Annotated in this window: 15 protein-coding genes; 9 read left to right on the top strand and 6 right to left on the bottom strand. The window is 44.5% G+C overall.

The window, feature by feature from the left end; translation table 11 throughout:
• Positions 1-165: 165 nt before the first annotated feature.
• The 4 genes from putP to AB6E08_RS10955 all read right to left on the bottom strand — a co-directional run bounded on the left by putP (position 166) and on the right by AB6E08_RS10955 (position 6,701).
• Entirely contained in the window at positions 166-1,692 is a 1,527-nt protein-coding gene (putP, locus tag AB6E08_RS10970; protein ID WP_017097211.1) for a sodium/proline symporter PutP, read from the bottom strand.
• A 149-nt stretch (positions 1,693-1,841) separates the two neighbouring features.
• Positions 1,842-2,546: a 1-pyrroline-5-carboxylate dehydrogenase gene (locus tag AB6E08_RS10965; RefSeq protein WP_017102250.1), complete on the bottom strand. Its 705-nt coding sequence runs from the start codon at positions 2,544-2,546 to the stop codon at positions 1,842-1,844.
• Between the two features lie 11 nt (positions 2,547-2,557).
• Positions 2,558-5,695, bottom strand: coding sequence for a bifunctional proline dehydrogenase/L-glutamate gamma-semialdehyde dehydrogenase PutA (gene putA / locus AB6E08_RS10960; RefSeq protein ID WP_371707549.1), 3,138 nt, complete (start codon positions 5,693-5,695; stop codon positions 2,558-2,560).
• A gap of 181 nt (positions 5,696-5,876) precedes the next feature.
• Entirely contained in the window at positions 5,877-6,701 is an 825-nt protein-coding gene (locus AB6E08_RS10955; RefSeq protein WP_371707548.1) for a helix-turn-helix domain-containing protein, read from the bottom strand.
• Between the two features lie 498 nt (positions 6,702-7,199).
• Here AB6E08_RS10955 and AB6E08_RS10950 point away from each other — a divergent pair, with 498 nt between their 5' ends.
• The 3 genes from AB6E08_RS10950 to AB6E08_RS10940 all read left to right on the top strand — a co-directional run bounded on the left by AB6E08_RS10950 (position 7,200) and on the right by AB6E08_RS10940 (position 11,455).
• Positions 7,200-8,309: a PEGA domain-containing protein gene (locus AB6E08_RS10950; RefSeq protein ID WP_009846003.1), complete on the top strand. Its 1,110-nt coding sequence runs from the start codon at positions 7,200-7,202 to the stop codon at positions 8,307-8,309.
• 157 nt (positions 8,310-8,466) lie between these two features.
• Entirely contained in the window at positions 8,467-10,296 is a 1,830-nt protein-coding gene (locus AB6E08_RS10945; protein WP_371707547.1) for an SUMF1/EgtB/PvdO family nonheme iron enzyme, read from the top strand.
• Positions 10,297-10,672: 376 nt separating this feature from the next.
• Positions 10,673-11,455: a helix-turn-helix transcriptional regulator gene (locus AB6E08_RS10940; RefSeq protein WP_012600031.1), complete on the top strand. Its 783-nt coding sequence runs from the start codon at positions 10,673-10,675 to the stop codon at positions 11,453-11,455.
• An 87-nt stretch (positions 11,456-11,542) separates the two neighbouring features.
• Here AB6E08_RS10940 and pdxH read toward each other — a convergent pair whose 3' ends face one another.
• The gene (gene pdxH, locus AB6E08_RS10935) at positions 11,543-12,178 is read right to left on the bottom strand and encodes a pyridoxamine 5'-phosphate oxidase (protein WP_009846006.1); all 636 of its coding nucleotides are present in this window, start codon (positions 12,176-12,178) and stop codon (positions 11,543-11,545) included.
• A 190-nt stretch (positions 12,179-12,368) separates the two neighbouring features.
• On the opposite strand from pdxH, the gene AB6E08_RS10930 reads away from it, so the two are divergent.
• From AB6E08_RS10930 to AB6E08_RS10905, 6 genes are all read left to right on the top strand, one after another.
• Positions 12,369-14,267, top strand: coding sequence for an ATP-binding protein (locus tag AB6E08_RS10930; protein ID WP_372064082.1), 1,899 nt, complete (start codon positions 12,369-12,371; stop codon positions 14,265-14,267).
• Between the two features lie 100 nt (positions 14,268-14,367).
• On the top strand, positions 14,368-15,672 hold the full coding sequence (locus tag AB6E08_RS10925) for a sigma-54 dependent transcriptional regulator (RefSeq protein ID WP_029225421.1): 1,305 nt from the start codon (positions 14,368-14,370) through the stop codon (positions 15,670-15,672).
• Between the two features lie 112 nt (positions 15,673-15,784).
• Entirely contained in the window at positions 15,785-17,176 is a 1,392-nt protein-coding gene (locus AB6E08_RS10920) for an HlyD family type I secretion periplasmic adaptor subunit (protein ID WP_017097204.1), read from the top strand.
• 59 nt (positions 17,177-17,235) lie between these two features.
• Entirely contained in the window at positions 17,236-17,904 is a 669-nt protein-coding gene (locus AB6E08_RS10915; RefSeq protein ID WP_012600028.1) for a transglutaminase-like cysteine peptidase, read from the top strand.
• A 5-nt stretch (positions 17,905-17,909) separates the two neighbouring features.
• Positions 17,910-19,820, top strand: a complete 1,911-nt coding sequence (locus AB6E08_RS10910; protein WP_009846011.1) for a LapD/MoxY N-terminal periplasmic domain-containing protein — start codon at positions 17,910-17,912, stop codon at positions 19,818-19,820.
• 17 nt (positions 19,821-19,837) lie between these two features.
• Complete coding sequence (locus AB6E08_RS10905; RefSeq protein WP_009846012.1) at positions 19,838-21,952, top strand: type I secretion system permease/ATPase; 2,115 nt, start codon at positions 19,838-19,840, stop codon at positions 21,950-21,952.
• A gap of 147 nt (positions 21,953-22,099) precedes the next feature.
• On the opposite strand, the gene AB6E08_RS10900 is transcribed toward AB6E08_RS10905, so the two are convergent.
• Complete coding sequence (locus tag AB6E08_RS10900; protein WP_372064079.1) at positions 22,100-23,770, bottom strand: DUF342 domain-containing protein; 1,671 nt, start codon at positions 23,768-23,770, stop codon at positions 22,100-22,102.
• Positions 23,771-23,801 lie beyond the last annotated feature (31 nt).

Raw genomic sequence — 23,801 nt, 5'->3', positions numbered from 1 at the left:
GTGCTTCTTCTGTATCCTACTGGTTTTTTATAAGACAAAGGTAGTGCCCACATAAAAAAATAGAGCCACCGAAGTGACTCTATTACTTTTATTTTTCAATTTCTTTTTACAATTGCTTTTTAGCTAATGTTCTTTTGCTAATTCACATCTGTTTTACAATGTAAATTAGTCTAGCTCAACTAGGTTCTTCTCGAACTCAGCGTGTTGCTTCTTAACTTCGTCTTCAGGCTCGCCAGTCATTAGGCTCACGATAACGATAGAAAGCGTCGATAGGATGATTCCCGGTACGATTTCGTAAACATCGAACCAACCGCCCGTGAACTGCTTCCAAAGTACAATCGTAACACCACCAACCACGATACCCGCTAGAGCGCCGTTACGGTTCATACGAGACCAGTATAGGCTTAATACGATTGCAGGACCGAATGCAGCACCAAAACCAGCCCATGCGTAAGATACAAGGCCAAGTACTGAGCTGTCTGGTGTCATCGCTAGAACAAGAGCAACAAGAGAGATTAGGATAACCGCGAAACGGCCTACACGAACAATCTCTTCTGACGTTGCGTCTTTCTTCAGAACTTGCTTGTACAAGTCTTCTGCCATTGCAGATGAAGAAACAAGAAGTTGTGAATCCGCAGTACTCATGATTGCCGCTAGAATGGCAGCAAGTAGGATGCCGGCGATGACTGGGTGGAACATCGCGTTCACAAGAAGCATGAAGATCTTCTCGCCATCATCTAGCTTAGGTGCGCCAGAGTTCGTCACATAGATTAGACCAACAAGACCCACAAGCATTGCACCAATCATAGACAGTGCAGTCCAGATAACGGCAATGCGGCGCGCTGTTGTTAGGTCTTTATTACTACGTGTTGCTTTGAAACGCGCAAGGATGTGTGGTTGGCCGAAGTAACCCAAACCCCATGCCGCTAGTGAGATGATCGCAATAGCAGACAGTGGCTCACCCTTCGCATCATTCCATAGCGTTAGAAGCTCTGGGTTGATGTTGTGTAGGTCGCTAGAAAGCTGACCTAGGCCACCGTTCATTGCCGCGATTGGTACAATCAATAGCGCTGCAGACATGAGTAGACCTTGAACCAAGTCAGTCCAAGATACCGCTAGGAAACCACCAAACAGAGTGTACGAAACTACACAGACTGTACCGATAATTACCGCAGTTGTGTAATCTAGGCCGAATACCGTTTCAAACAATTTACCACCCGCTACCAAGCCTGAACTTGTGTAGAAAAGGAAGAATAAAAGGATAAAGAAAGCAGAAATTGTTTGGATCAGCTTAGAATTATCATTGAAACGACGAGATAGGAACTCAGGCAGCGTCAGTGATTCAGTCGTAATGCTGTAAGTACGTAGACGTTTTGCACTGATTAACCAGTTTGCCCAAGTACCAACAAGTAGACCACCAGCAAGCCAAAATGCTTCAAAGCCAGCAGCGTAAGCGTAACCAGGCAGGCCAAGTAGCAACCAACCACTCATGTCTGATGCACCAGCAGAAAGTGCAGCAGGCCATGGGCCTAACGAACGACCACCTAGGAAGTAGTCAGTTGAGTTAGATGTACGTTTGTAAGCAATAACACCGATCGCTAGCATCATAATTAGATACGCAATGAACGTCGTCGTTATTGCAAAACTGTTTTCTATCATTTGATAGTCCTCATTTTGTAGAAAGCCTTCCATGCCCAATTCAATGCAAGGCACTCACCGTAAAGGCAAGCAAGTGCATTGAGTTAGGTATTGAGGCTCCAAAGCACTATGAGTTAAATCCAAAGATGGTGAAAACCAAAGTTGGAAAAACCAAAAGTGCTTAGAGCCAATTTTACTGAAGGTTAGTGAGCTTCGCTTCCAAGTTCGAGCAAGGTCGCGTTACCGCCCACGGCTGTTATATTTATAGTTCGCGTACGCTCGGTAATGAAGCGCAGCGATAGGTGTGGATCATTAGCAACATTCATTGTCGCCAGATCCGTTTCAGCTACTAAACCGACGATTGCACCGTCACGCTTAGCAAGCTGTAAATTGATAGCTTGTGCCGTTTGCGAGTTACCTACGTAACCCACGCTACGTACATCGCAAGACAACAACTGTTGAGCAGCGTCATACGAGGCAACTTGCACCAAGTTAGTTGGCAAGTTCGCCGACTTAGCTGCGTCTGCAACTAAGGTATTGAACTGCACATCATCACTGCACAATTGGACGCTGTTACCTGCCAATAGCGCGGCAGTAATCAAAGCCATTGCAGTTTGCAGCGCTGGCACTTTCACTTCGCAATCATCAACAATCACCAAAGCCACACCGCGACCTGCGGCATATAGCTCATTGGTTTCGCCCGTAGGACCTGCCATTAGGTGATGTTCAGAAAGCAGTGCAGACGCTTGCTCTAGATGATAAGTCGCCACCATCGCCAAAGGCGCAGATTGACTTTCGATCTCTGATTTAAGCGCAAGTACCTGAGCACTCTTGTAATCAAAATCGGTAAGATTCCATTGTTCCCACGCTAGCAAAGCATCAGAAAAACCTGTCACTTGATGAACCATGATAATGCTCCTTATGCCTTGTCTTGTGATTGAGAGAAATGAACATCAGTAAAGCGATATAGGTAGTGAGGACCACCCGCTTTAGGGCCAGTACCTGACAAGCCTTGACCACCAAATGGTTGAACACCAACAACGGCGCCCACTTGGTCACGGTTGATGTAGCAGTTACCCACACGAACGTGTTTTTCGATCCAACGGTAAGTTGTCTCGTTACGGCTGTGGATACCCATGGTTAAGCCAAAGCCCGTTTGGTTGATTTGGTCTACCACTTGCGCTAGCTCACTCGCTTTGAAGCGAACAATGTGTAGCACTGGGCCAAACTGTTCTTCTTTCAAGCAGTTGATGTCATCAATTTCAAAAGCACTTGGTGGAACAAAATCACCATGTTCACAATCACTACCTAGAGAAAGTTGAGCCACCTTCTTCTGGGTATTGGTCATGTTTTCTAAGTGCGCCATTAGCTTCTGTTTTGCGTTTTGGTCGATAACAGGGCCAACATCGGTTTTATGAAGGTGTGGAATGCCAACACTCAGCTCGTCCATTGCACCGTGAATCAATCCAACCACGCGGTCTGCAATGTCTTCTTGGATGTAAAGCACACGCAGTGCAGAACAACGTTGACCTGCTGAAGCGAATGCCGAACGAATAACATCACGAACTACCTGTTCAGGCAGTGCGGTACTGTCGACGATCATCGCATTCTGACCACCGGTTTCCGCGATAAACGGAACAGGCTTAGCGTTACGACTCGCCAATGACACGTTGATACGTTGTGCTGTTGGTGTTGAACCCGTAAAGGCAACGCCCGCAATCGCATCATGGCTGGTGAGTGCACTGCCGATCTCAGCGCCACGACCCGGTAGTAACTGAATCGTGCCAGCAGGGAAGCCCGCTTCATTCATCAATTCCACTGCGCGAGCTGCAATCAAGCTTGTTTGCTCAGCAGGCTTAGCCACAACCGTGTTACCTGCAACCAAAGCTGCTGTAATTTGGCCAAGGAAGATCGCCAATGGGAAGTTCCAAGGGCTGATACAAACGAATACACCACGACCTTGTCGCGAAGCGATTCGAGTTAGACCATCAAAGCCTTTTAGCTCAAAACCTTGTAGGTTGTTCGCTTGTTTTGCGTAGTAACGACAGAAGTCGACCGCTTCACGCACTTCATCAACGCTGTCGTGAATCGTCTTACCTGCTTCTTGATGACAAATTGCCACCAGCTCAGCAAGGTTGTCTTCCATCAGGTCAGCCAGCTTATCAAGTGCTGCCACTTTGGTTTCAACTGAAGTTGCGTTCCAATCTGCAAATGCTGCGTCTGCGCCAGTGATCGCTGCGGAAACATGATCAAGGTTAGCGAAAGCCACCTGACCCACATTAATACGACGATCATAAGGTGCAGTCACTTGCTCAACGTTCTGATCAGCCTTGATCATGCTTTCGGCAAGAGATTCACCGTTGATCACAGGACCAGCAGTCCATTGATTGTTTAAAAAGCCTTTTACTTGCTCTTCAAACTGGTGTGCTTCGCTTTCGATATCAATGTTCACACCGTATGAGTTTTTACGCTCAGGGAATACCGCTGGAGGCAGAGGAATCTTAGTGTTGTTCAATGTATCGAACGCCAGAAGCATATCGACTGGGTGTTGAGTCAGCTCTGTCACTGGGCAACGAGCGTCAACCAAACGGTGTACAAACGAGCTGTTTGCGCCGTTTTCTAGCAAGCGACGTACTAGGTATGGCAGTAGATCTTTGTGGCTGCCAACCGGTGCGTAAATACGTACTGACTGTTGGTAAGCTTCCATCGCATGGTTGTAAAGAGAATCACCCATCCCGTGTAAGCGTTGGAATTCAAAGTCTTTATGGTCGGTCATTACGGCAATAGCAGAAACCGTATGAGCATTGTGACTCGCAAACTGCGGGAAGATATTGCCACGAACGCTTGGGCTCAGTAGGTAACGCGCACACGCAAGGTAAGCCACATCCGTCGCTTCTTTACGCGTGTAAACTGGGTAATCAGTAAAGCCCGCTTGTTGCGACCATTTGATTTCACTATCCCAGTACGCACCTTTCACCAAGCGAAGCGGGATCAAATCACCCTGCTCTTTCGCTAGGCGGTTTAACCATACTAGAACCGGTAGTGCACGCTTTGAGTAAGCTTGAATAACCAGACCAAATTTACCCCACCCTTTTACAAGGTCAGTGCGGTACAGCTTTTCGAATAATTTAAGAGAAAGCTCTAGGCGATCCGCTTCTTCAGCATCGATCGTAATTGCAACGTCAAGCTCTACTGCGCGGCGCAATAGCTGCTCTAACGTGTCGCAAAGTTCCGTCAATACGCGGTCTTCGTTCGCCACTTCATAACGTGGGTGAAGCGCAGAAAGCTTGATAGAAACAGACGGTGCTGGGCTAGATTTTGAAGAGACGTATGTGTCTCGACCTACGGCTTCAATCGCCATTAGGTAATCTTTGAAGTATTTGTTTGCGTCAGCAGTGGTCAGTGCCGCTTCACCTAGCATGTCGTATGAGTAGGTAAAACCTTTATCACGCATAGACTTACCGTTCTTTTGCGCTTCAGCAATGCTGCGGCCAAGAACGAATTGGTGACCCATCACCTTCATTGCTTGGTGCATCGCTTTACGAATTACCGGCTCAGAAAGCTTGTTCACTAAACGGTTAACCGCTTGACCTGCACTCTGTTCTTTAGATGAAAGCCCAACTACCTTACCCGTTAGCATTAATCCCCAAGTGGATGCGTTCACAAACACTGAGTCAGAATTCTTTAGGTGAGATTTCCAATCCGCAACGCTGAGTTTGTCGCGAATCAATGCATCAGCCGTTGCTGAATCAGGAACACGCATCAAGGCTTCCGCTAGACACATCAGCAAGATGCCCTCTTGAGTATCTAAGCTGTATTCAAGCAACAGTGCATCGATCATCTGGATAGAAGTCTTATCCGCACGGATAGCTTCGATCAATGAGGTCGTTTTCTCTGAAATTTGCTGCTTCTCTGACTCAGAAGGGGTAGCTAGCGGCAGAAGTTGCTCTAGCCATTGGGTTTCATCCACCATATATAATGGTGAGATAAGCGACCATAGATCAGCAAGCGACTGCTCGTTGAATTCTGGCTTTAACACATCAGTAGCTGTAAACATGCGTTTTCCTTAATCTCACACCCGGAATTAGCCCGGGATCTCTACAATGGCTGCAGTGTATTTAGAGTATATAAGGATTACTTGTCAAAAACTCCGAGTTTTTTGCTAAAAACTCGCTTTATTAACAAAACAAACACAAGGTCACATATGAAACTTTAATATAATATGCCGTTTTGTTTCACTATTTAACAGAAGTTTGCTTTTTGTATTGAGATGGTGACATGCCTTGAAGGCGAGAAAAGGTGTGAGTAAAGGAGGATTGACCGGAAAAACCAGCAAGTTCTGCAACCTGTCCAAGGCTGAGGTTACCTTGTTCGATTAAACGACGAGATCGGTCGATACGCTTACCAAGAACGTACTGGTGAGGGGTAATGCCCATTTGATCTTTGAATAGCATGTGGAACTGGCTTTCACCCAGAAACACACTGCCTGCAAGCTGCGCGACGGAGATCTTATTTGCTAAATGCTGTTCTATGTAGCGATCCAACGCTTCAAGATCAAAGCGTGAATCTTTGATTGAGGTTTCAAATGCCGAGATGTGTCTTTGCATCAGCGCGATCACCGTATCATTACAGGCTCGGCTTAGTAGCAGATCATTAGGACTGGCCTGCATTTCTTGCACCAACATATGGATAAGCTTTTGAATTTGCACGTCTAATTGGAAGTAGACGTTCGATGATTCTAACTGATTGATCTTCTCTAGCATCAGAGGGTCATCATCCGTTGGCACTGGCATATTGAGTACTAGGATGTCCGACTGGCCAACCACACCACCGAAAGCATGATCAGAGCTCGCCGTTACCACACAACCTTGACCTGGGCCGACAAGATTGCCTTTACCGCTCACTTCAAATTCAGCCTGACCTTTTAAACCAATCACCACCTGCGAATAATGATGATCGTGACAGTCCATATGCGAAGGCAAAGTTATGATTTCCGCTGGTCGGGGGCGTGTAAGCCCTAGCGGAGACAAGTCTAGGTTTGGAAAGGGTAAAGGTTTTGGCATGACAGCAAAGTACTTAGGTCGACATGATAAGAATAATACTCTGAAATCTGCAGAAGATGAATTTGTAAATGATCATGAGAGTTGTTTTCTCTTCTTCAAAGAAAGATCATTATTGATAACCACGTGATCATGTCTCCGGAAGTATGATCAAGTGAGCCCAAACTACGGGCTTTGTAAAGTCAACCTTCCAATATTTAGGCCACTCTTCCTTGTTCCAAGAGCAAATAAATCTGAACACCAAAAGTCAAAGCAAGTCACAAATGGAAACCAAACGACTACACCATAACGACAATATTTTCTTATATAGCTCAATTATTTCGGTGTAAATATGTAAAAAGTGTATCCGAAGTACCGAAACTTAGCTTTTGAGTAGATTGGAGGGCAATAAAACGGTATAAAGACGGGTACTGTGTTAATTGCTAATAACTAGTGACTGACAACTAGGAAGTAGACACTTTATTAACGAGCCAATTTTAAATATACAAGTTGCAGGGACCTATGACTAACTTTCGAATTTCAGCGCTTTTACTTGCGCTATCCCCACTTTGGGTATCTGCATCGTTATCAGCTGAAGAACTGAATCAAGTCGATCCCGTTTCAGCTATCGATGCAAAGCTAACAGAGAAAAACTCAGATATTGAGCGTATTTCAGCGACCAAAGTATCGGCAACTGAGACCTTAAAACAACTTCAAAACCAGAACAGTAAGTTGTTACGTGAAGGTGAAGAGTTAAAGGCAAAACGTAACCGAGCTAAATCTGTACTCGACAAACAGTACAGTCGCTTACTTGACGATCCAGAAACGGATCTGGTTTCTTTTCAGAAAGGATACCAAGATGCTTGGGCTGCGGTTAAAGAGAATCAATCGTCTCAGCTAGATAATCAGCAAGCGATGAATGAGAACGAAATTTACCTTTCTCAAATTAAGCAAAAGCAAGCTCGTTTGAATAATGAGCTGGCTAACTTGAAAGAATCAAAAGTTGAAGCTCGCGTTAAACGTATTGCAACAGAACTTCGTGAAAGTGCCGTTCTTGAAACGAGCTACACCACCACATGTTCATCAACAATGACACTGGGTGAGTGTATTGCTCAAGGTAAACACCTGACGAAGCAGAAAGCAGTACAAAACTTCAAGAGCAAATTACTTGAACAGCTCACAGAAAGCACGCTAGCGAAGCAAAACTTACAAGGTGTTCAATTGAACATTCATGTTCAAGACAGCCAAGCAATCAAGAGCGGTTTCTCTGGAAACAACTCTTACTTTGTGCAGATGCAAGCTCAACTTCAAGCAAAACCGGAAGCGATTGCAGCATGTAACTTATTGAACGTTTCAACTCGCTACTGTTTAACGGACAGCGACGTTAAGGTTACAAAGAAGAGCGACAAGCAGTGGGCAAACGTGATGGTACGTTCTGATCAGTACAATGACTCAGTAACTATCAACGGCATTAAATACGGCAGCACACCCCTAGAGGTTTCGCTACCGAGCGGTCGTCACCAAGTAACCATTTCAAAAGAAGGTTACGAGTCATACAACCGCACAGTGACTATCAACGGCAGCGATACTATTTGGGTGAAACTCCTTCCTAGTAAAGAAAATGAAATCTAAATATATAAAGCTAAGCCTGATATAAATAGCCGTGCCTATTTCACAAAGCTGAATGAATACTCGCCATCTTGTTGTAGTTATAGAAAGTAGCTTCAAACGAAATGGCGTTTTCGTTAGAATATTCAATTAACCTAAATTACGACTGAAGTAGCCCAACATGCGCCAAGGTTTTCCTACTCTATTATTTGCACTTGCTCCATGCTTAATGACGCCTGCTGTTTTCGCTGAAGCGACATCTCCAGCAATCACGTCATCAGTCATCGACATTGAAAGCTCTCTTTTCGAAGAACATGCCAGTTTAACGGCTATCGAGAAGAAGATGGCGGACAAACAAAATCAAGTCGGCAACCAAGCAGAGCAAATGGCACGTCAAGCCAAGTTATTAGCTCAATCAGAGCAAAAACTCGCAACGGCGAAAACTAGCCTAGAGCAAGATTACACTCGCATGATTGATGAGCCAGATTTCGATATCTCACCAGCTCAAAACCGCTTTCAAGATGCCTGGAAATCGGTAAAAGAGCACAAGCTTACGATTTCGGATTCAGAGCAAAAGCTTCAAAGCTTAGTGATGGAACTAGAGGCCATCAAAGCCGAAAAATCGGCTGTAGAAATGTCTATCGCCCATTTGAATCAAGACAAACTAAGAGCAAGAGCTGAGAGATTAAGAAGCGAGGTCACTCAAACACAAGAACATACTGTTAGCTTTACCAACCGCTGTAGCAGCGACATGACGTTAGCTCAATGTTCAGACCAAACGGTGGCTTTGACACTTCAAAAAGCAGTAAAACAATTTCAAAATAGCCTTGTATCCAACGCGACAGAATCAAAAATAGTAAAAGAACACCTAGCGTCTGCATCTTTGAATATTCACGTTCTACAACACAGCGTGAAATCATCTGGCTTCTCCGAAGATAACCGTTACCGAGCAGTGGTTGCTGCGAATTTAGAAACTCGTCCAGATAAGAACACTCCTTGCCGCTTACTTGGCATTCAATCCTCAAACTGTTTCGATCAGAGCGATCTGCAAGCCGATGATCAGCAGAAAGAAGTTGCTTGGGTTAACTTGGTGGTTCGCTCAAATCAATATAATGACAAGGTTTCTATCAATGGTGTGAACTATGGCAGCACACCGGTGGAAGTGATGCTACCGACAGGGCAGCACATGGTTACGATTGAGAAAGAAGGTTACCTTTCTTTCCACCAAGAGCTGAAAATAGCCCGAGATCACAACCTAAGAGCGGTATTACAAGCGAAGCAGAACTCACTGAATGTGGGGACTAAGTTTGCTGACCCAATGGGCAATGGTGCTCAAAGTCCAGAAATGATTGTGGTTGGATCTGGGACTTACCTACTCGGTGAAAATAACGCTGAGCAAGTCACGATCAAACAGCCATTTGCATTAGCGGCAACCCCAACTCGTGTTCAAGACTTTAAAGCATTTGTGAAAAATACGGGTTACCAGACCGACGCAGAGCTGATGAACACTTGTGATACCTTCGTGAATGCAGAAATCACGACTGTGTCAGACAATGACTGGAAAGCTCCTGGTTTCAAGCAAGTCGATCACTCTCCCGTTGTATGCGTCAGCCAAAGCGATGCGAAAGCGTACACACGTTGGTTATCTAAAAAAACAGGCTTTACTTACCGTCTACCAACACAACAAGAGTGGGAAGCGGCGGCAAGAGCGGGTCAAGATACCAGCTTCTGGTGGGGCAACAAATTCCGTTCAGGTAGAGCTAATACTGGTTGGTCTGGTACACAGTGGTCAAACGTCAGTACTTCTCCTGTTAAATCATTCTTGCCAACGCCAACGGGTTTCTACGACATGGTAGGTAACGTTTGGGAATGGACTGCAACCCAAAAAGGCATCGCTAAGGGGGGCGCGTGGAGCTTCTCTCCTGAAGAGGCAAAAGTGTTTGCTGAACTGTACGTTTCGCCTTCTACTGCCGCTAACTACTTAGGATTCCGAGTATTACGAGAGCTATAAGCTCTTGGTATTACTCAAAGCCCTCAAATATTTACCTTAGATTCTCCTAGTATCCGGTTGAGTCAGTGTTTATAGGGGAATTCCCTCCTTATATTCGATCTCACCTAGGAGTAAATTCGTCGATAGAGTAGTAAGTCACTCTGGGTATCTATCTGATACCTCAGCTTAATTTACATGACCCTCGTAAATTAAGCTGGAAATCTTCTACGTGTCGACAAGGTATATCTTGTCTTTGGCCAGCCCTTCTTCAGGCTGGCTTTTTTTTGCTTTTTTCTCATCCTTTTTGTTTAGCTATTGATCAATAAAGGCACACTTAAACAACATGCCGTTCAATCATTAATCACACTCCATTTTTGATGCATAACTCGACTTCTAATTGTCATTGCAGCTCTATAAGAAACTGATATCATTGCAATACTCCCTCTTACGAGATAAAACCTTGCCGGATCCCCTCAACTCCATACATCGTTCTTTATTTGAACAACTTCCAGGTTGCTGGGGGTGCAAAGATACTGACTCTGTCTTCGTGTATGCCAACCTTGCTTACAACCAATTAATTGGCTTAAAACCCAACGAAACTTGTACGGGCTTAACCGATTTCGATATGCCTAGTCAAACAACCGAATGCGCGCAGGATTTCAGGGCTCAAGACAAACATGTAATGGATACACGCAGTACTCTTAAAATCCTCGATATTCACCCTTATCCAGACGGACGCTGGCACGCCCATATTTTTACTAAAACCCCTTGGCTTGATGGGAATGGCGAAGTTCAAGGCACCATTTTTTATGGCCAAGAACTCACCGACACCGCCATCTTAGAAGTAGGCCATTGGGTGTGTCAGGCAACTTGCGAAAAAGACAATCAAGTGTCCATTGCAGGATCAAAGCCACGCATATCAAAGCTCAAAAAGCGACTGACTTCGCGAGAATCAGAAGTGCTGTTCTTGCTGCTATTCGGCAAGAAACCACAGTACATCGCGTCTACGTTGAACATTTCAATCAAAACGGTCGAAGGGCATGTCGCCAGGTTGAAACAGAAATTTGATGCGCGCAGTAAAAGCCAGTTGATTGAGTATGCGTTGGACTCGGGGCTAGGCTCTATGATCCCAGAAACCCTGCTTAAAAAGCAGATCTCCGTTGTTCTGCACAGTGACTAGATATTGGTTTGATGAGATGCAGACAAAAAAATACCGTTGATAAGTCTAATCAACGGTATTTTTGGATCAGTTAAGCAGTTAAGCAAATTAAGGCGCTAGGCGGTCGATATCCCAACGGCTATCTTGGCGTGAGAACAAGAAGCGATCATGCAAGCGGTGCTCTCCACCTTGCCAAAACTCAATGCTATCCACACGCACACGGAAGCCACCCCAGAAAGAAGGCACAGGAATCTCTCCTTTCGCGAACTTCTGTTTAAGCTCTAGATATTTACCTTCTAAAATCCCACGAGCAGAGATACGGCTACTTTGCTTACTTGCAATTGCGGCCAATTGGCTCTCTTTTGGTCGTGACGAGAAGTACTTCATATTTTCCATTGCTGTCAGTTTTTCAGCCGTGCCCGTAATATGAACTTGTCGCTCAAGAGGGTGCCAAGGGAAATGCAAACTGATTTTGCTATTGTGCTCTAGCTGGTGCGCTTTACGGCTACCTAAGTTGGTGTAAAAAACGAAGCCGTCTTTATCAACATTCTTTAGCAGAACAATTCGCTGGAATGGCTGACCATTTTCATCAACCGTAGCAACTGTCATGGCAGTAGGGTCCGTCAACTTAGCTTCAATAGCTTGCTCTAGCCATAGATTGAATTGCTCAATCGGGTCTGCGGCTAAGTCTTTACGTCTCAATCCACCCTTAGCATATTCGCGACGAATATCGGTCAGTTCCATTTGGTTGCTCCTTTCAATTTTTTTTGATTTTGCGCTGTAATCCTTTGAAACACAAGTCTAAGCCATGGTTTTGTCTCACAGAAGGTGCTCTGTGTTAACAAGATCTCGGTACTCTATCCATCATATTGATAATCTTTATACAAACCGATGACATGCTGAGATCCTAGTGACTAAGATACTGCTTAACATAATGACTCCCTTCGTTTTATTCTCATTGTTATTGGGGGCTATTGGGCTGAGCGCAACTCATTTTTTGGCAGTACAATTTCAAGAAAAAGTGGTCACTCAAAAGCTCAACGAAGCGGCCAATAAAGCGAACCTACAAATCGACTCTGAACTGGATAAATTCAAACAGATCCCTGATTTGCTCAGCCATGACCCGCGTCTGCTCTCTTATTTTGACTCATCACCACAAACAGACAAGATTTCCGCTGCGCAGCTCAATCAATTGCTATTTGAATGGTCTAATCAAAGCCAAGCTGACACCATCTATATTCATGACCCGAGCGGTACTGTGGGCGCTTCCAGTAATTACCAGAAGCTCGGTACTTTCGTGGGTGAGAACTTCTCGTTTCGTCCTTATTTTGCGTCCGCGATTGAAGGTAACAGCACACACTATGTCGCACTGGGGGCTCGCTCCAACGTACGCGGTTACTTTTTGTCTTCGCCCCTGTATATAGAGAATGACATTGTTGGGGTTATCACCGTTAAAGTGAGTCTAGAGAACCTTGAAAACATCCTAACCAGCGATGATTTTGAGATTGTGGTACTCGACTCTAACCAAGTGGTTTTTCTCTCGAGCCAAACTCAGTGGCTTTATCACTCGTTGTTGCCGTTAAGCCAGAAGCAACAAACCGATATCGCCCTGCAACGCCAATACGGTCAAAGCGAAATTTCGATCATAGAAGCTTTTCGCTCTTCCAACTATCAACCACAAGTTAACGACGCTAATCAGCCCAACAACATTCAACCAAATCGAGTACAAAAAGAACTTACGGCAAACCGATTGTTTAAACTTGGGCCGTTCAATCTTTACCCCGCCACCTTCAGTAACAATCAGTACCAAGTTGTCGCATTAAAAAAGGCCAAAGCAGAGCTTATTAAAGTGCTGCAGATCGATGTCATCTTCGTGGTGATTTACAGCTTGGTGATGCTCATCGCGTGGTCGTGGCGACAGACTTACGTCGCGAAAGTGGCGCTAACCCGGCTCAACCAAAACCTAGAACAAACCGTTGATAAACGTACTCACTATTTGAAGAAATCCAATCAACAACTTCAGCAAACCATTTTTCAATACCAAGCATCGCAGTTAAAGCTGAAGCAGACAGAACAAGAGCTGACCCAAACAGCAAAATTAGCGGTACTCGGAGAGCTGTCAGCCAGCATTAACCACGAAATCAACCAACCGCTTGCAGCGCTTCGAACTTATAGCGAGAACAGCTTAAAGCTGCTTGAAATGGAACGGACAGATTTAGTGAAGAGCAATCTTGAGAAAATGATTGGCCTCAACAACACCATTACCGACATCATAGCGCGACTCAAAGTCTTTACTCGCAAGGTCACTAAACAAGAACATCATGTCGCGAACCTGCACCAAGCGGTCAACAACGCCACCAGTATTCTCAGTGCGCTGATGATCAAGCAAGGCATTACACTAAGACTAAGCACGGTGCCAAATCACATTAATATTGCCATTCATCCAACCGAACTCGAGCAAGTACTGGTGAATCTGGTTCACAACGCGACCCAAGCGCTTCAACAACACGTTCTTGAACAGAAAATCTTGCAGGAGCAACAAAACTTGGAAAACGTTGACCAACCGGCCAGCCCACAGATAGGCATCGAATGGCAATTGCATCATAATTCTTGTCAGTTGATCATTTGGGACAACGGAATTGGCATGCCGGACGATAAGCTAGAACAGCTTTTCAACCCGTTTTTTACCACTAAACCGGAAGGCCTAGGGCTAGGGCTTTCAATATCGAAACGGATTATTGAAGCTTATCACGGCACGATCAGCGCCAACCGATTAGAGCCTTCAGGCATGGTATTCTCGCTAAACATCCCGTTATATAACGATAAGGGCTAACGTGCCGTTGTTATCGTTGATTAGAAAATGAATTTTACATACTGCTAATTTCACACATAGCTAACCTCACATACTGTTAAGGATTCGACTTTTGCACCCTCTGCCTAAACTCTATTTTGTCGATGATGAACCCGCCATTCGAGACTCCGTAGAGCAAGCCATGCTCATTGAAGGCATCGATATTGCCTGCTTCCCCAATGCCATTGAGGCACTAAAGAGAATAGATGTGACGCAAGCTGGGATTGTCATTACCGATATTCACATGCCAGTGATGGATGGCATTCAATTGACACAAAAGCTGCTGAATCAAAACCCTCATTTTCAGATCATCGTACTAACAGGCCATGGGGACGTGCAAACAGCCGTCTCCGCAATGAAAGCTGGCGCTTATGATTTTTTAGAAAAACCATTTGTGGTCGATGCCCTGCTGACCGCAGTAAAAAAAGCATCAGATAAGCTGGCACTGGTTGAAGAGAATAATCTATTACGTAAAGAGTTGGCGGTACAGAATCAGGTAGGTCCAAAGTTGATTGGTCAATCGCCATCAATGCAGGCATTACGCCGAGAACTGATCTCTCTAGATACCAAAACTAACCCACTTCTACTGTTCGTCGGTGATTTAGGAACGGGCAAAAGGGTTACGGCGCAGTACACGCACGATCTTCACAGCCATCAAGCTGCAGAGCTTTGCCCTGTTGCTGCGTTTAATTTGCCACGCAGTGACGAAGCGACATTCCATCAGTTTGTTTTGCAACTGTTCTTGAAACATCAGGGAGGGACACTTTATATCCATGAAACAGAAGCATTAACTCAAGACCAATGGCAGTGGCTAGCAAACCTAAAACCCACTCTACTTCGTGAAAACTCATGCAAGACCAGTGCAACTTGTATCATTTTAGCAACCACAATACTTCCTACTACAATGGTAAGTGAGTTCCGTCGATTTGATTTGCTACCGCTAGCGCAACGAACAGAAGATATTGGTTCTTTGTTTAAACATTTTGCTCGTGGTGCGGCAAGTCGATATCAGTTACCCCCACCGGTGATTACAGAAAAAGAGGTTCAACGATTGATCGCCACTCACTGGAGTGAAAATATTCGACAGCTTCGCCAACATGCAGAACTCAGAGTGTTGACTAAACCCAAGCTGGCATCGCTTGAATCAGAGCCTAATCATAATCAAGATCAAAGCGATAAGAGCCACATCGTTCTAAAGACTGAAGAGCAACAACTGTCATTAAGCCAACGAACCGATAGCTTTGAGCAAATCATCTTGATAGAGGCACTACATCGTCATCAAGGGCGCTTAAAAGAGGTACAGCAAGAGCTACAAGTATCGCGAAAAACGCTTTATGACAAGCTGAGAAAACACCAACTTGATAAAACAGATTTCAAAAAACAATAAGAGTTAAAAAATATATAAATTCAAAGATTTAAAGGAGCAAAGCCTTAACATTTATCAAAAGTAAGAATACACTCACAAAGCTTGCACTTTTATTTAGCGAACAAGGACTGTTATGAGTCAGAAAAATTTCAGCAAATTGAACGAGACCGAACTTGAGTATGTCGATGACAAAACAGCGGCACTGCTCCTCAATACGCCCACCAGTGCGCGTATTATGTTGTGGGTTATCGTTCTGTTTTTTGTCGCTGCTATTGGTTGGTCTGCTTGGGCTGAAATCGACAAAGTGACTGTTGGCCAAGGCAAGGTGATCCCTTCCTCTCAGATTCAGGTGGTGCAAAACCTTGAAGGTGGTTTGGTTAAAGAAATTTTAGTCAAAGAAGGGCAACGAGTTCAAAAAGGGCAACAATTACTATTAATAGATGACACTCGATTCCGCTCTGACTTTCGTGAACGTGAGCAACAAGTTGCGAACTTAACGGCTAATGTACTCATGCTGTCCGCCTCACTGACCAGTGTGGTTATCAATGAAGAATTCTCAGTAAAAGAGTGGAAAAAAAGTGTCTTACTCGATTATGGTAAACTCGCCTTCCCACCACTATTCTACGACCTTCACCCCAAATTGGTTAATCGCCAAAAAGCAGAATATCGTCAAGATCTGAATAATCTGAAGAACCAACTTTCCGTTTTTGATCAACAGGTTGGACAGAAACAACAAGACCTAGTTGAAATAAAAGCGCGTGTTCAGAATTTAAGACAGAGTTACAAGTTTGCCCGCCAAGAGCTGGATATTACCAAGCCTCTTGCTGATGAAGGGGTGGTGCCAAAAATTGAACTGCTCAAGCTGCAAAGACAAGTTAACGACACTCGCCGAGAAATGACCTCTAGCGAACTCAAAATCCCTCTTCTACGTTCAGCAATCAAAGAAGCGATGCTCAGTCGTATCGATGCTGCATTGAACTTCCGATCAGAACAACAAGAGAAGCTAAACCAAGCACAAGATAAGCTCTCTGCAATGACGGAATCAGCGGTTGGCCTTGAAGACAGAGTTAATCGAACTGTAGTAGTTTCTCCAGTAACAGGAACCGTCAAAACGCTTGGTATTAATACCGTAGGCGGTGTTATCCAGCCGGGTATGGACATTGTTGAGATTGTACCAACTGAAGATTCCCTATTAGTTGAGGCGAAAATTGCTCCACAAGATATCGCATTCCTCCGTCCAGAATTGAGCGCTGTGGTTAAATTCAGTGCCTATGACTTTACTAAATACGGTGGTTTAGTGGGTGTGTTAGAACACATCAGTGCTGACACCACTCAAGATGAAGAAGGCAATAGTTTTTACATCGTGCGTGTTCGTACCGAGAAGTACAGCTTTGGGGCTAATGAAGAGCTGCCTATCATTCCTGGTATGACCGCTTCTGTCGATATCATCACCGGAAAAAGAACCGTGCTTGAATATATGTTGAAGCCAATTTTGAGTGCTCAAAACAACGCACTAAAAGAGTAAGGACGGTTAATGCTTGATAACGTCTTCCTACGTGCAGTGAAAAAACAAGAGCAGCAGCAATGAAGTCTCGGTTTTCGTTATTGCTACTGTTCCTTACCTCTTTTACTTCCGGGGCACTGAACAAGAGTGACCAAAGGTGGATCGACGCAGTCTCTGTAACCTACGGAGAAAGAGCAGGGAAGCGAGTGTCGACATGGCGCTCAAATATGACGTCGTACGCAGGGTTAAGTGAAAAAGAGAAACTCGATTCGGTAAATCGGTTCTTCAACCAAATGTACTTTGTCGATGACAGTATACTTTGGGGAAAGAATGACTACTGGGCGACACCGCTGGAGTTTTTGGGCAGTAACGCGGGTGACTGTGAAGATTTCACTATCGCAAAATACTTCTCTTTACTTGAACTCGGCGTCCCAGATAAGAAATTACGATTAGTGTATGTAAAAGCACTTGAGTTAAACCAATTCCATATGGTGTTGGCTTATTACTCTACACCCAGTGCAGAACCACTAATTTTAGACAACTTAAACCCTGAAATAAAACGCGGCTCCAAGCGCAGAGATCTACGACCGATATACAGCTTCAATGGTAAAAACCTATGGTTAATCAAGTCGGCGGCAGGCAGCGGCAAGTTATCAGGAAAATCTTCAAGATTGAGCTTATGGAACGACTTACGTTCGCGTGAGCGCTCTCTAAAATTAAACAAACCCATTATCAATTACGATGAGTAGGTACAATGACTTTATATAAACAGCTTGTGGTCGGAATGGTTGCGGTTTTCATATTACTGATGACCTCAGTTTTTATGATCGAATTCAATACCACCCGTGACTACTTAGAAGAGCAGCAACGCTCTGAAGTAAATAATACCATTAATACTGTTGGACTGGCGCTCGCCCCTTACCTCGAAGAAAAGGATCAAGTGGCTGTAGAGTCTGTTATCAACGCACTGTTTGATGGTAGTTCTTACTCTGTCGTACGATTGATTTTTTTAGACACAGGAGATGATATTCTTCGTTCATACCCTGTGAAACCAAGTGGTGTCCCACAATGGTTTACCAACCTGAATTTGTTTAAACCGATTCATGATCGCCGCGTGATTACCAGTGGTTGGATGCAACTTGCTGAAGTTGAGATAGTGAGCCACCCAGGCCCAGCCTATACTCAGCTTTGGGAGGCATTTACACGGCTAGTGACCTTCTTTGGAGCGATTTTCTTACTGGGTTTGATCTCGATTTCATGGATACTCCAACGAGCGCTACGTCCGCTGTCATTAATCATAAAAAAAATGGATCAAATCGCCAAAAATCAGTTCGGTGAGCCTCTGGTTCGCCCTAAAACAAAAGACCTCATCTTAGTCGTCGACGGTATTAACCACATGTCGACTCAAGTTGAACTTGCATTTAAGAGCCAAGCACAAGAAGCGCAACGACTTCGTGAACGCGCGTATATCGATCCTGTATCTCAGTTAGGTAACCGTGCTTACTACATGTCTCAACTAACTCAGTGGTTAGAAGAGTCGAGTTTAGGTGGTCTGGCGGTGCTAAAAGCCGAATTTATTAGTGAAGAATATGATGACAAAGGCTATCAAGAAGGCGATGCCTTAGTTCACCAATTAGCTGAACAGCTACAGGCTTCTATTTCATCTCCAGATATTACTATCGCTCGTATTTCTAGTGATGAGTTTGGCTTCATTATGCCGAACATTGATGAAAATGAACTGAAACTCGTCGCGAGCAGCATCGTAAACTGCATTCAAAATCTAGGTTCAGATCCAACAGGTATGGCGAATCCACACATAGCTCTCGGTGTGACGTACAGTAAGAAACGTAAAACCAGTACTGAAATCATGTCTTTGGTCGATAACGCACTGTCTAGCGCGAAAGCGAACCGTGAGCTCGCTTACGGTTACGTAACTGCTGACGACCATGGCGCTGTAATGGGTAAACAGCAATGGCGCATGTTGGTCGAAGAAGCAATCATCAATGACCTAGTAACTTTCCGCTTCCAAGCTGCAAATAATAGTTTTGGCAAAACCTATCACCAAGAAGTGTTCTCTGCGATTGAGAAAGAGGGGGTTCGTTACGGTGCCAACCAATACTTATACGCATTAGAACAGCTTGAAATGAGCCACATCCTCGATCAATACGTTATCGAGAAGATGATTGATAAACTGAATGCAAAAGAGCTTACGAGCCCCGTTGCTATCAATATCTCGCCAAGCAGTATTTCTCAGCCAAGCTTCATCCGTTGGATCGGAAAGTCTCTTGAGAAAAATGCGTCAATCGCTCATCTGTTGCATTTTGAAATTCCAGAAAACTGTTTCGTCAATGTTCCTCACTACACAGCACTATTGTGTAACACCATTCGCAACGCTGATGCGGTGTTTGGTGTCGATAACTATGGACGCAACTTCCAATCACTCGATTACATCAACGAGTACCGCCCTAGCTATGTGAAGCTGGATTACCTATTTACTCATAACCTTGATGACGAAAAACAGAAATTTACGTTAACGTCTATCTCAAGAACGGCTCATAACCTTGGTGTGACGACTATTGCGTCACGAATTGAAACTCAGACTCAGTTAGATATTTTGTCTGATAACTACGTAGAAGTGTTCCAAGGCTTCATTGTTGATAAATAGTTGTAAGGTTATATCGCATGCAAGATCCACTATTAAACTCACTGATCTACGTTAGTCGGTATTACGGGTTAGCCAACTCGCCCGAAGCGTTGATCAATGGGCTACCACTCTCTGATGGAAAGCTAACTCCTTTCCTATTCCCTCGCTCTGCCGAGCGTGCGGGGTTAGTGGCCAAAGAAAACCGTTCCGATCTAGAAAACATCCCTCACTTAATTCTGCCAGCCGTATTGTTACTCAAGCAAGGTGAGGCTTGCGTTCTTAATAGTATCGATATTGAGAAGCAAGAAGCCGAAATCATCACAACGGAAAGTGGGATGATGCCAATCGTCATCCCTATCGAAGAATTGAAAGAGCAATTCATCGGCCGTTACTTCTTAGTAAAGAAACAATTCCGTTATGATGAACGCTCACCAGAAATTTTAAAAACGCGCGAAGGTCACTGGTTTTGGAGCACGATTTGGCAATCTAAAAAAATCTATCGTGATGTGCTGATCGCATCAATTCTAATCAACCTTTTCGCTATTGCAGCTCCAATGTTTACTCGTTTGGTGTACGACAAAGTGGTACCAAACCTTGCGTTTGAGACGCTATGGGTACTCGCGAGTGGTATTTTTGTCGTCTTCCTCTTTGACTTACTTTTAAAGTTAATGCGAAGCTACTTTATTGACGTTGCGGGTAAGAAATCCGATATCCTGATTTCATCTAAGTTGTTCAGTAAGGTGCTCGGGATTCGTATGGAAGCGAAGCCTGCTTCTGTCGGTGCTTTTGCTAAAAACCTGCAAGAATTCGAGTCAATCCGTGAGTTCTTTACTTCGGCAACAATAGGCTCATTAATCGATTTGCCATTCGCTCTTATGTTCTTGGCGTTAATTTGGTTAATGGCTGGCAACCTTGTGTTTGTTCCTGTCGTTGGCGTGGTGATACTGATCATCTATGCGTTGTTAATACAAGGCCCGCTGCGTCGTACCATTGAAGAAGGCTCTCGCCTTGCTTCTCAGAAGTACGCAAACTTAATTGAGAGTTTAGCGGGGCTAGAAACCGTTAAGCTATTCAGCGCTCAAAGCCAGTTCCAATTCCGCTGGGAAGAAGCTGTTGCGCACATGGCGAACTGGAATATCAAGAGTCGTCGTATTACCGATAGCATCCAAAATACTGCTGGCTTTGTTCAACAAAGTACCAATGTGGGAATGATTATTTTTGGTGTGTACCTAATGGCAGAAGGCACTCTTACAATGGGTGGCTTGATTGCCGCTACTATGTTGAGTGGTAGAGCAATTGGTCCTCTTGTCCAGTTATCATTGCTTTCTACGCGTTATAACCAAGCGAAGTCATCAATGACCTTGATTGAACAAGTCATGTCGATGCCCAGTGAACAAGAGGAAGGTAAGCGATACATCCACCGTCCGATTATTCAAGGGCATATCGCGCTTGATAAAGTAACATTCCATTACCCTGATTCGCCAATCGCGTCTATAAGAGACCTGACTCTTAATATTAGTCCAGGTGAAAAGGTCGCGATTATTGGGCGAATTGGTTCAGGTAAAAGCACACTTGAACGCCTGATTATGGGCCTGTATAAGCCCACAGAAGGTCATGTACGCATTGATGACACCGATATGGAACAACTTCACCATGTCGACGTACGACGAAATATAGGCTGTGTGCCGCAGGACAGTAACCTATTCTATGGCACGGTAAGAGACAACATTACCTTGGGACGCCCGTTGGTTGACGATCGTGATGTCATGGATGCTGCCAACCGTGCAGGTGTAACCGCTTTTACTCAGCAAGATCCGGCAGGCTTAGAACGCCAAGTAGGTGAAGGTGGTGGTTTACTCTCAGGAGGTCAACGTCAGTCGATAGCCATAGCTAGAGCCTTCCTAGGGCGCCCTCCTGTATTATTGATGGACGAACCTACCAGCGCTATGGATAACCGTTCAGAGATGCACATTAAGCATCAGCTGAGCCAGCTGTTACCTAGTGAGACTTTGATTCTTATCACCCACAAAACGTCGATGTTGGATATCGTAGATAGAGTGATTGTGATGGAGAAAGGCAGCATTATTGCCGACGGACCAAAATCACAAGTTCTGTCAGACTTAAAGCAAGGAAAGGTAAAAGCGGCAAGTTAAAGCGCTCATGTGACTTAAAGAATCAAACTAAATCAATATCAGCAAAAACAAAGGGGGAGCATCAGCTCCCCCTTTCTTATTTGTTCTAATGAGTGAAAACGGCTCGAACCGCTCTATTCTGTCTTGGGCAATTTCAGAGTCGCTCAATTACAATGAGATATCTTCTTTCTCCATTTTGAAAGAACATTGAATTTCATATTGATTGAACGAGAAAACACTGCCGCCGTGCGTTCTCTTAGTCGTCACCATCTCATCACCAAACAAAACAGATACACGGGTGTACACTTTCTCGTGCGCCTCTACTGTGCACTCGGCAAGGTTTGTCTCAAATTCAGCTTCGAGTGTATCCAACTGCAATTTAGTCTTCTCTATCGCTTGATTGTTTTTTTCCCGTTGCTGCTCAATCTCCAACGCTTGCTCTTCGCTTCTTTCCGCTTTTGGTCGCTTCTTAAATTCGAGTTCTTGACGGATGACGTCCATGGTTTGTTCTTGAGCGTGCTTATAAATCTCCTTCAGTTGAGCTATCTTTTTTTGATATCCCTCGAAGCGAGCAAAACCATGAACCTTAGTTGCTGTATCCCCTTCAACGCCTAAGAAAACACATTCCACTTTACCGCCGACTTTAGCTTCACCGCCACTAAGTGTGCCATGCTTCTTAAAGGTATCCATCACAATGAGGTTGTTGCCACAACGAATGTCGTTACTCATGCTATGTAGATTGAGTAGAATGTCATTGCCGGTTTGCAGTTCAGTATTCTGTGCGTAGCTTGCTGTGATAGAGCCTTTGCTAAGTACCTTACAGCTTTTTGGCTCATCCTCTTTGGTCGTATGACCAATAATTCCTTTCGCGACTTTTATATCCCCCTGAGCCTGAACTTCTGCAGATTCAATAAAGCCACCAACAGTAATGCTTCCGGTCGCCTTCACTATCATTCCAGGTTCTATATTCCCAGAGACAAACACATTACCTTTGAATTTAACGTGCCCAGTAGATACGTCGACATTGCTAACACATAAGGCGTCATCCACTTCGATACTTCGCTCTTTAATAATGGGCAGACCAGAGGATGAAGAAAGTAATAAATTAGGGTCGTCAGGGGAAATGTGGGTGCCTTTTCCTGGCTTAATCAAACTGTCTTGGCCCGGAAGGGGTGGGATAATTCGACCTTGGACGGTAAAGCCCGCAATACCCTTGGTGGCAGGAGTTCGCTTCATTAGCGGGTCATTCTGACCAACGGTAATGGTTTCGCCGAGATCTCGCATATCGATCTTACCGGCGTCTTTACTGCGAGGCTTTAATACTTGATGAGTAATATCTTCAACCAATGCTGAAAACTTAGCATCTTTACCCTTCACAGCTGGAGAACCTTTGGCAACGGGCTGAGTAAATTTTTCACCCGGCTTTAGCTTGCTGCTCATCATCAATACTTTTCTAAGTGCTAGCTTATTAATTCCTTTCGTTATGTGAGCCTGAGCCAAGCAATGAATGATATCGCTGCCACGTAATGCCTGCCCATTATATGCCCCAGTTACAACAAGACTTGCGAGCATCTCATCATCAGACAGTTCAACCGTAACACTGGAATTACGAACTTCAGCAATTAATATTCCTTGATAAGCTTCTCCCTTACCTTCTTTAGCAAGAGTGACAAAACGCAGTATCTCTTCTTCGAAAATAAAATAGTTTGATGCGTTCAAAGCTTCTAAGGTTGTTGGTAATGTCTTATTGTCAAAGCTTGCGTTGACCACAAACCCAGACGGCAGACATGCCATCACTTGCTTCCTATCTTCCGACAATGTAACGATGCTATCCCACATTCGAATTGTGTACCCTTAATAACCCTGTTGT

It is taken from the genome of Vibrio sp. 10N.247.310.24 (assembly GCF_041467175.1).
GTDB lineage: Bacteria > Pseudomonadota > Gammaproteobacteria > Enterobacterales > Vibrionaceae > Vibrio > Vibrio tasmaniensis_A.
Note: the sequence above shows the minus strand (reverse complement) of the source record. Positions and strands in the feature narration are given on the sequence as shown.

What these genes read in the sequence shown, in the direction of transcription:
- AB6E08_RS10920 (WP_017097204.1), top strand. Translation starts at nt 15,785, where the DNA reads ATGAGTCAGAAAAATTTCAGCAAATTGAACGAGACCGAACTTGAGTAT.
- putP (WP_017097211.1), bottom strand. Translation starts at nt 1,692, where the DNA reads ATGGAAGGCTTTCTACAAAATGAGGACTATCAAATGATAGAAAACAGT.
- AB6E08_RS10905 (WP_009846012.1), top strand. Translation starts at nt 19,838, where the DNA reads ATGCAAGATCCACTATTAAACTCACTGATCTACGTTAGTCGGTATTAC.
- AB6E08_RS10950 (WP_009846003.1), top strand. Translation starts at nt 7,200, where the DNA reads ATGACTAACTTTCGAATTTCAGCGCTTTTACTTGCGCTATCCCCACTT.
- AB6E08_RS10945 (WP_371707547.1), top strand. Translation starts at nt 8,467, where the DNA reads ATGCGCCAAGGTTTTCCTACTCTATTATTTGCACTTGCTCCATGCTTA.
- AB6E08_RS10930 (WP_372064082.1), top strand. Translation starts at nt 12,369, where the DNA reads ATGACTCCCTTCGTTTTATTCTCATTGTTATTGGGGGCTATTGGGCTG.
- AB6E08_RS10910 (WP_009846011.1), top strand. Translation starts at nt 17,910, where the DNA reads ATGACTTTATATAAACAGCTTGTGGTCGGAATGGTTGCGGTTTTCATA.
- putA (WP_371707549.1), bottom strand. Translation starts at nt 5,695, where the DNA reads ATGTTTACAGCTACTGATGTGTTAAAGCCAGAATTCAACGAGCAGTCG.
- AB6E08_RS10915 (WP_012600028.1), top strand. Translation starts at nt 17,236, where the DNA reads ATGAAGTCTCGGTTTTCGTTATTGCTACTGTTCCTTACCTCTTTTACT.
- AB6E08_RS10955 (WP_371707548.1), bottom strand. Translation starts at nt 6,701, where the DNA reads ATGCCAAAACCTTTACCCTTTCCAAACCTAGACTTGTCTCCGCTAGGG.
- AB6E08_RS10965 (WP_017102250.1), bottom strand. Translation starts at nt 2,546, where the DNA reads ATGGTTCATCAAGTGACAGGTTTTTCTGATGCTTTGCTAGCGTGGGAA.
- AB6E08_RS10900 (WP_372064079.1), bottom strand. Translation starts at nt 23,770, where the DNA reads ATGTGGGATAGCATCGTTACATTGTCGGAAGATAGGAAGCAAGTGATG.
- pdxH (WP_009846006.1), bottom strand. Translation starts at nt 12,178, where the DNA reads ATGGAACTGACCGATATTCGTCGCGAATATGCTAAGGGTGGATTGAGA.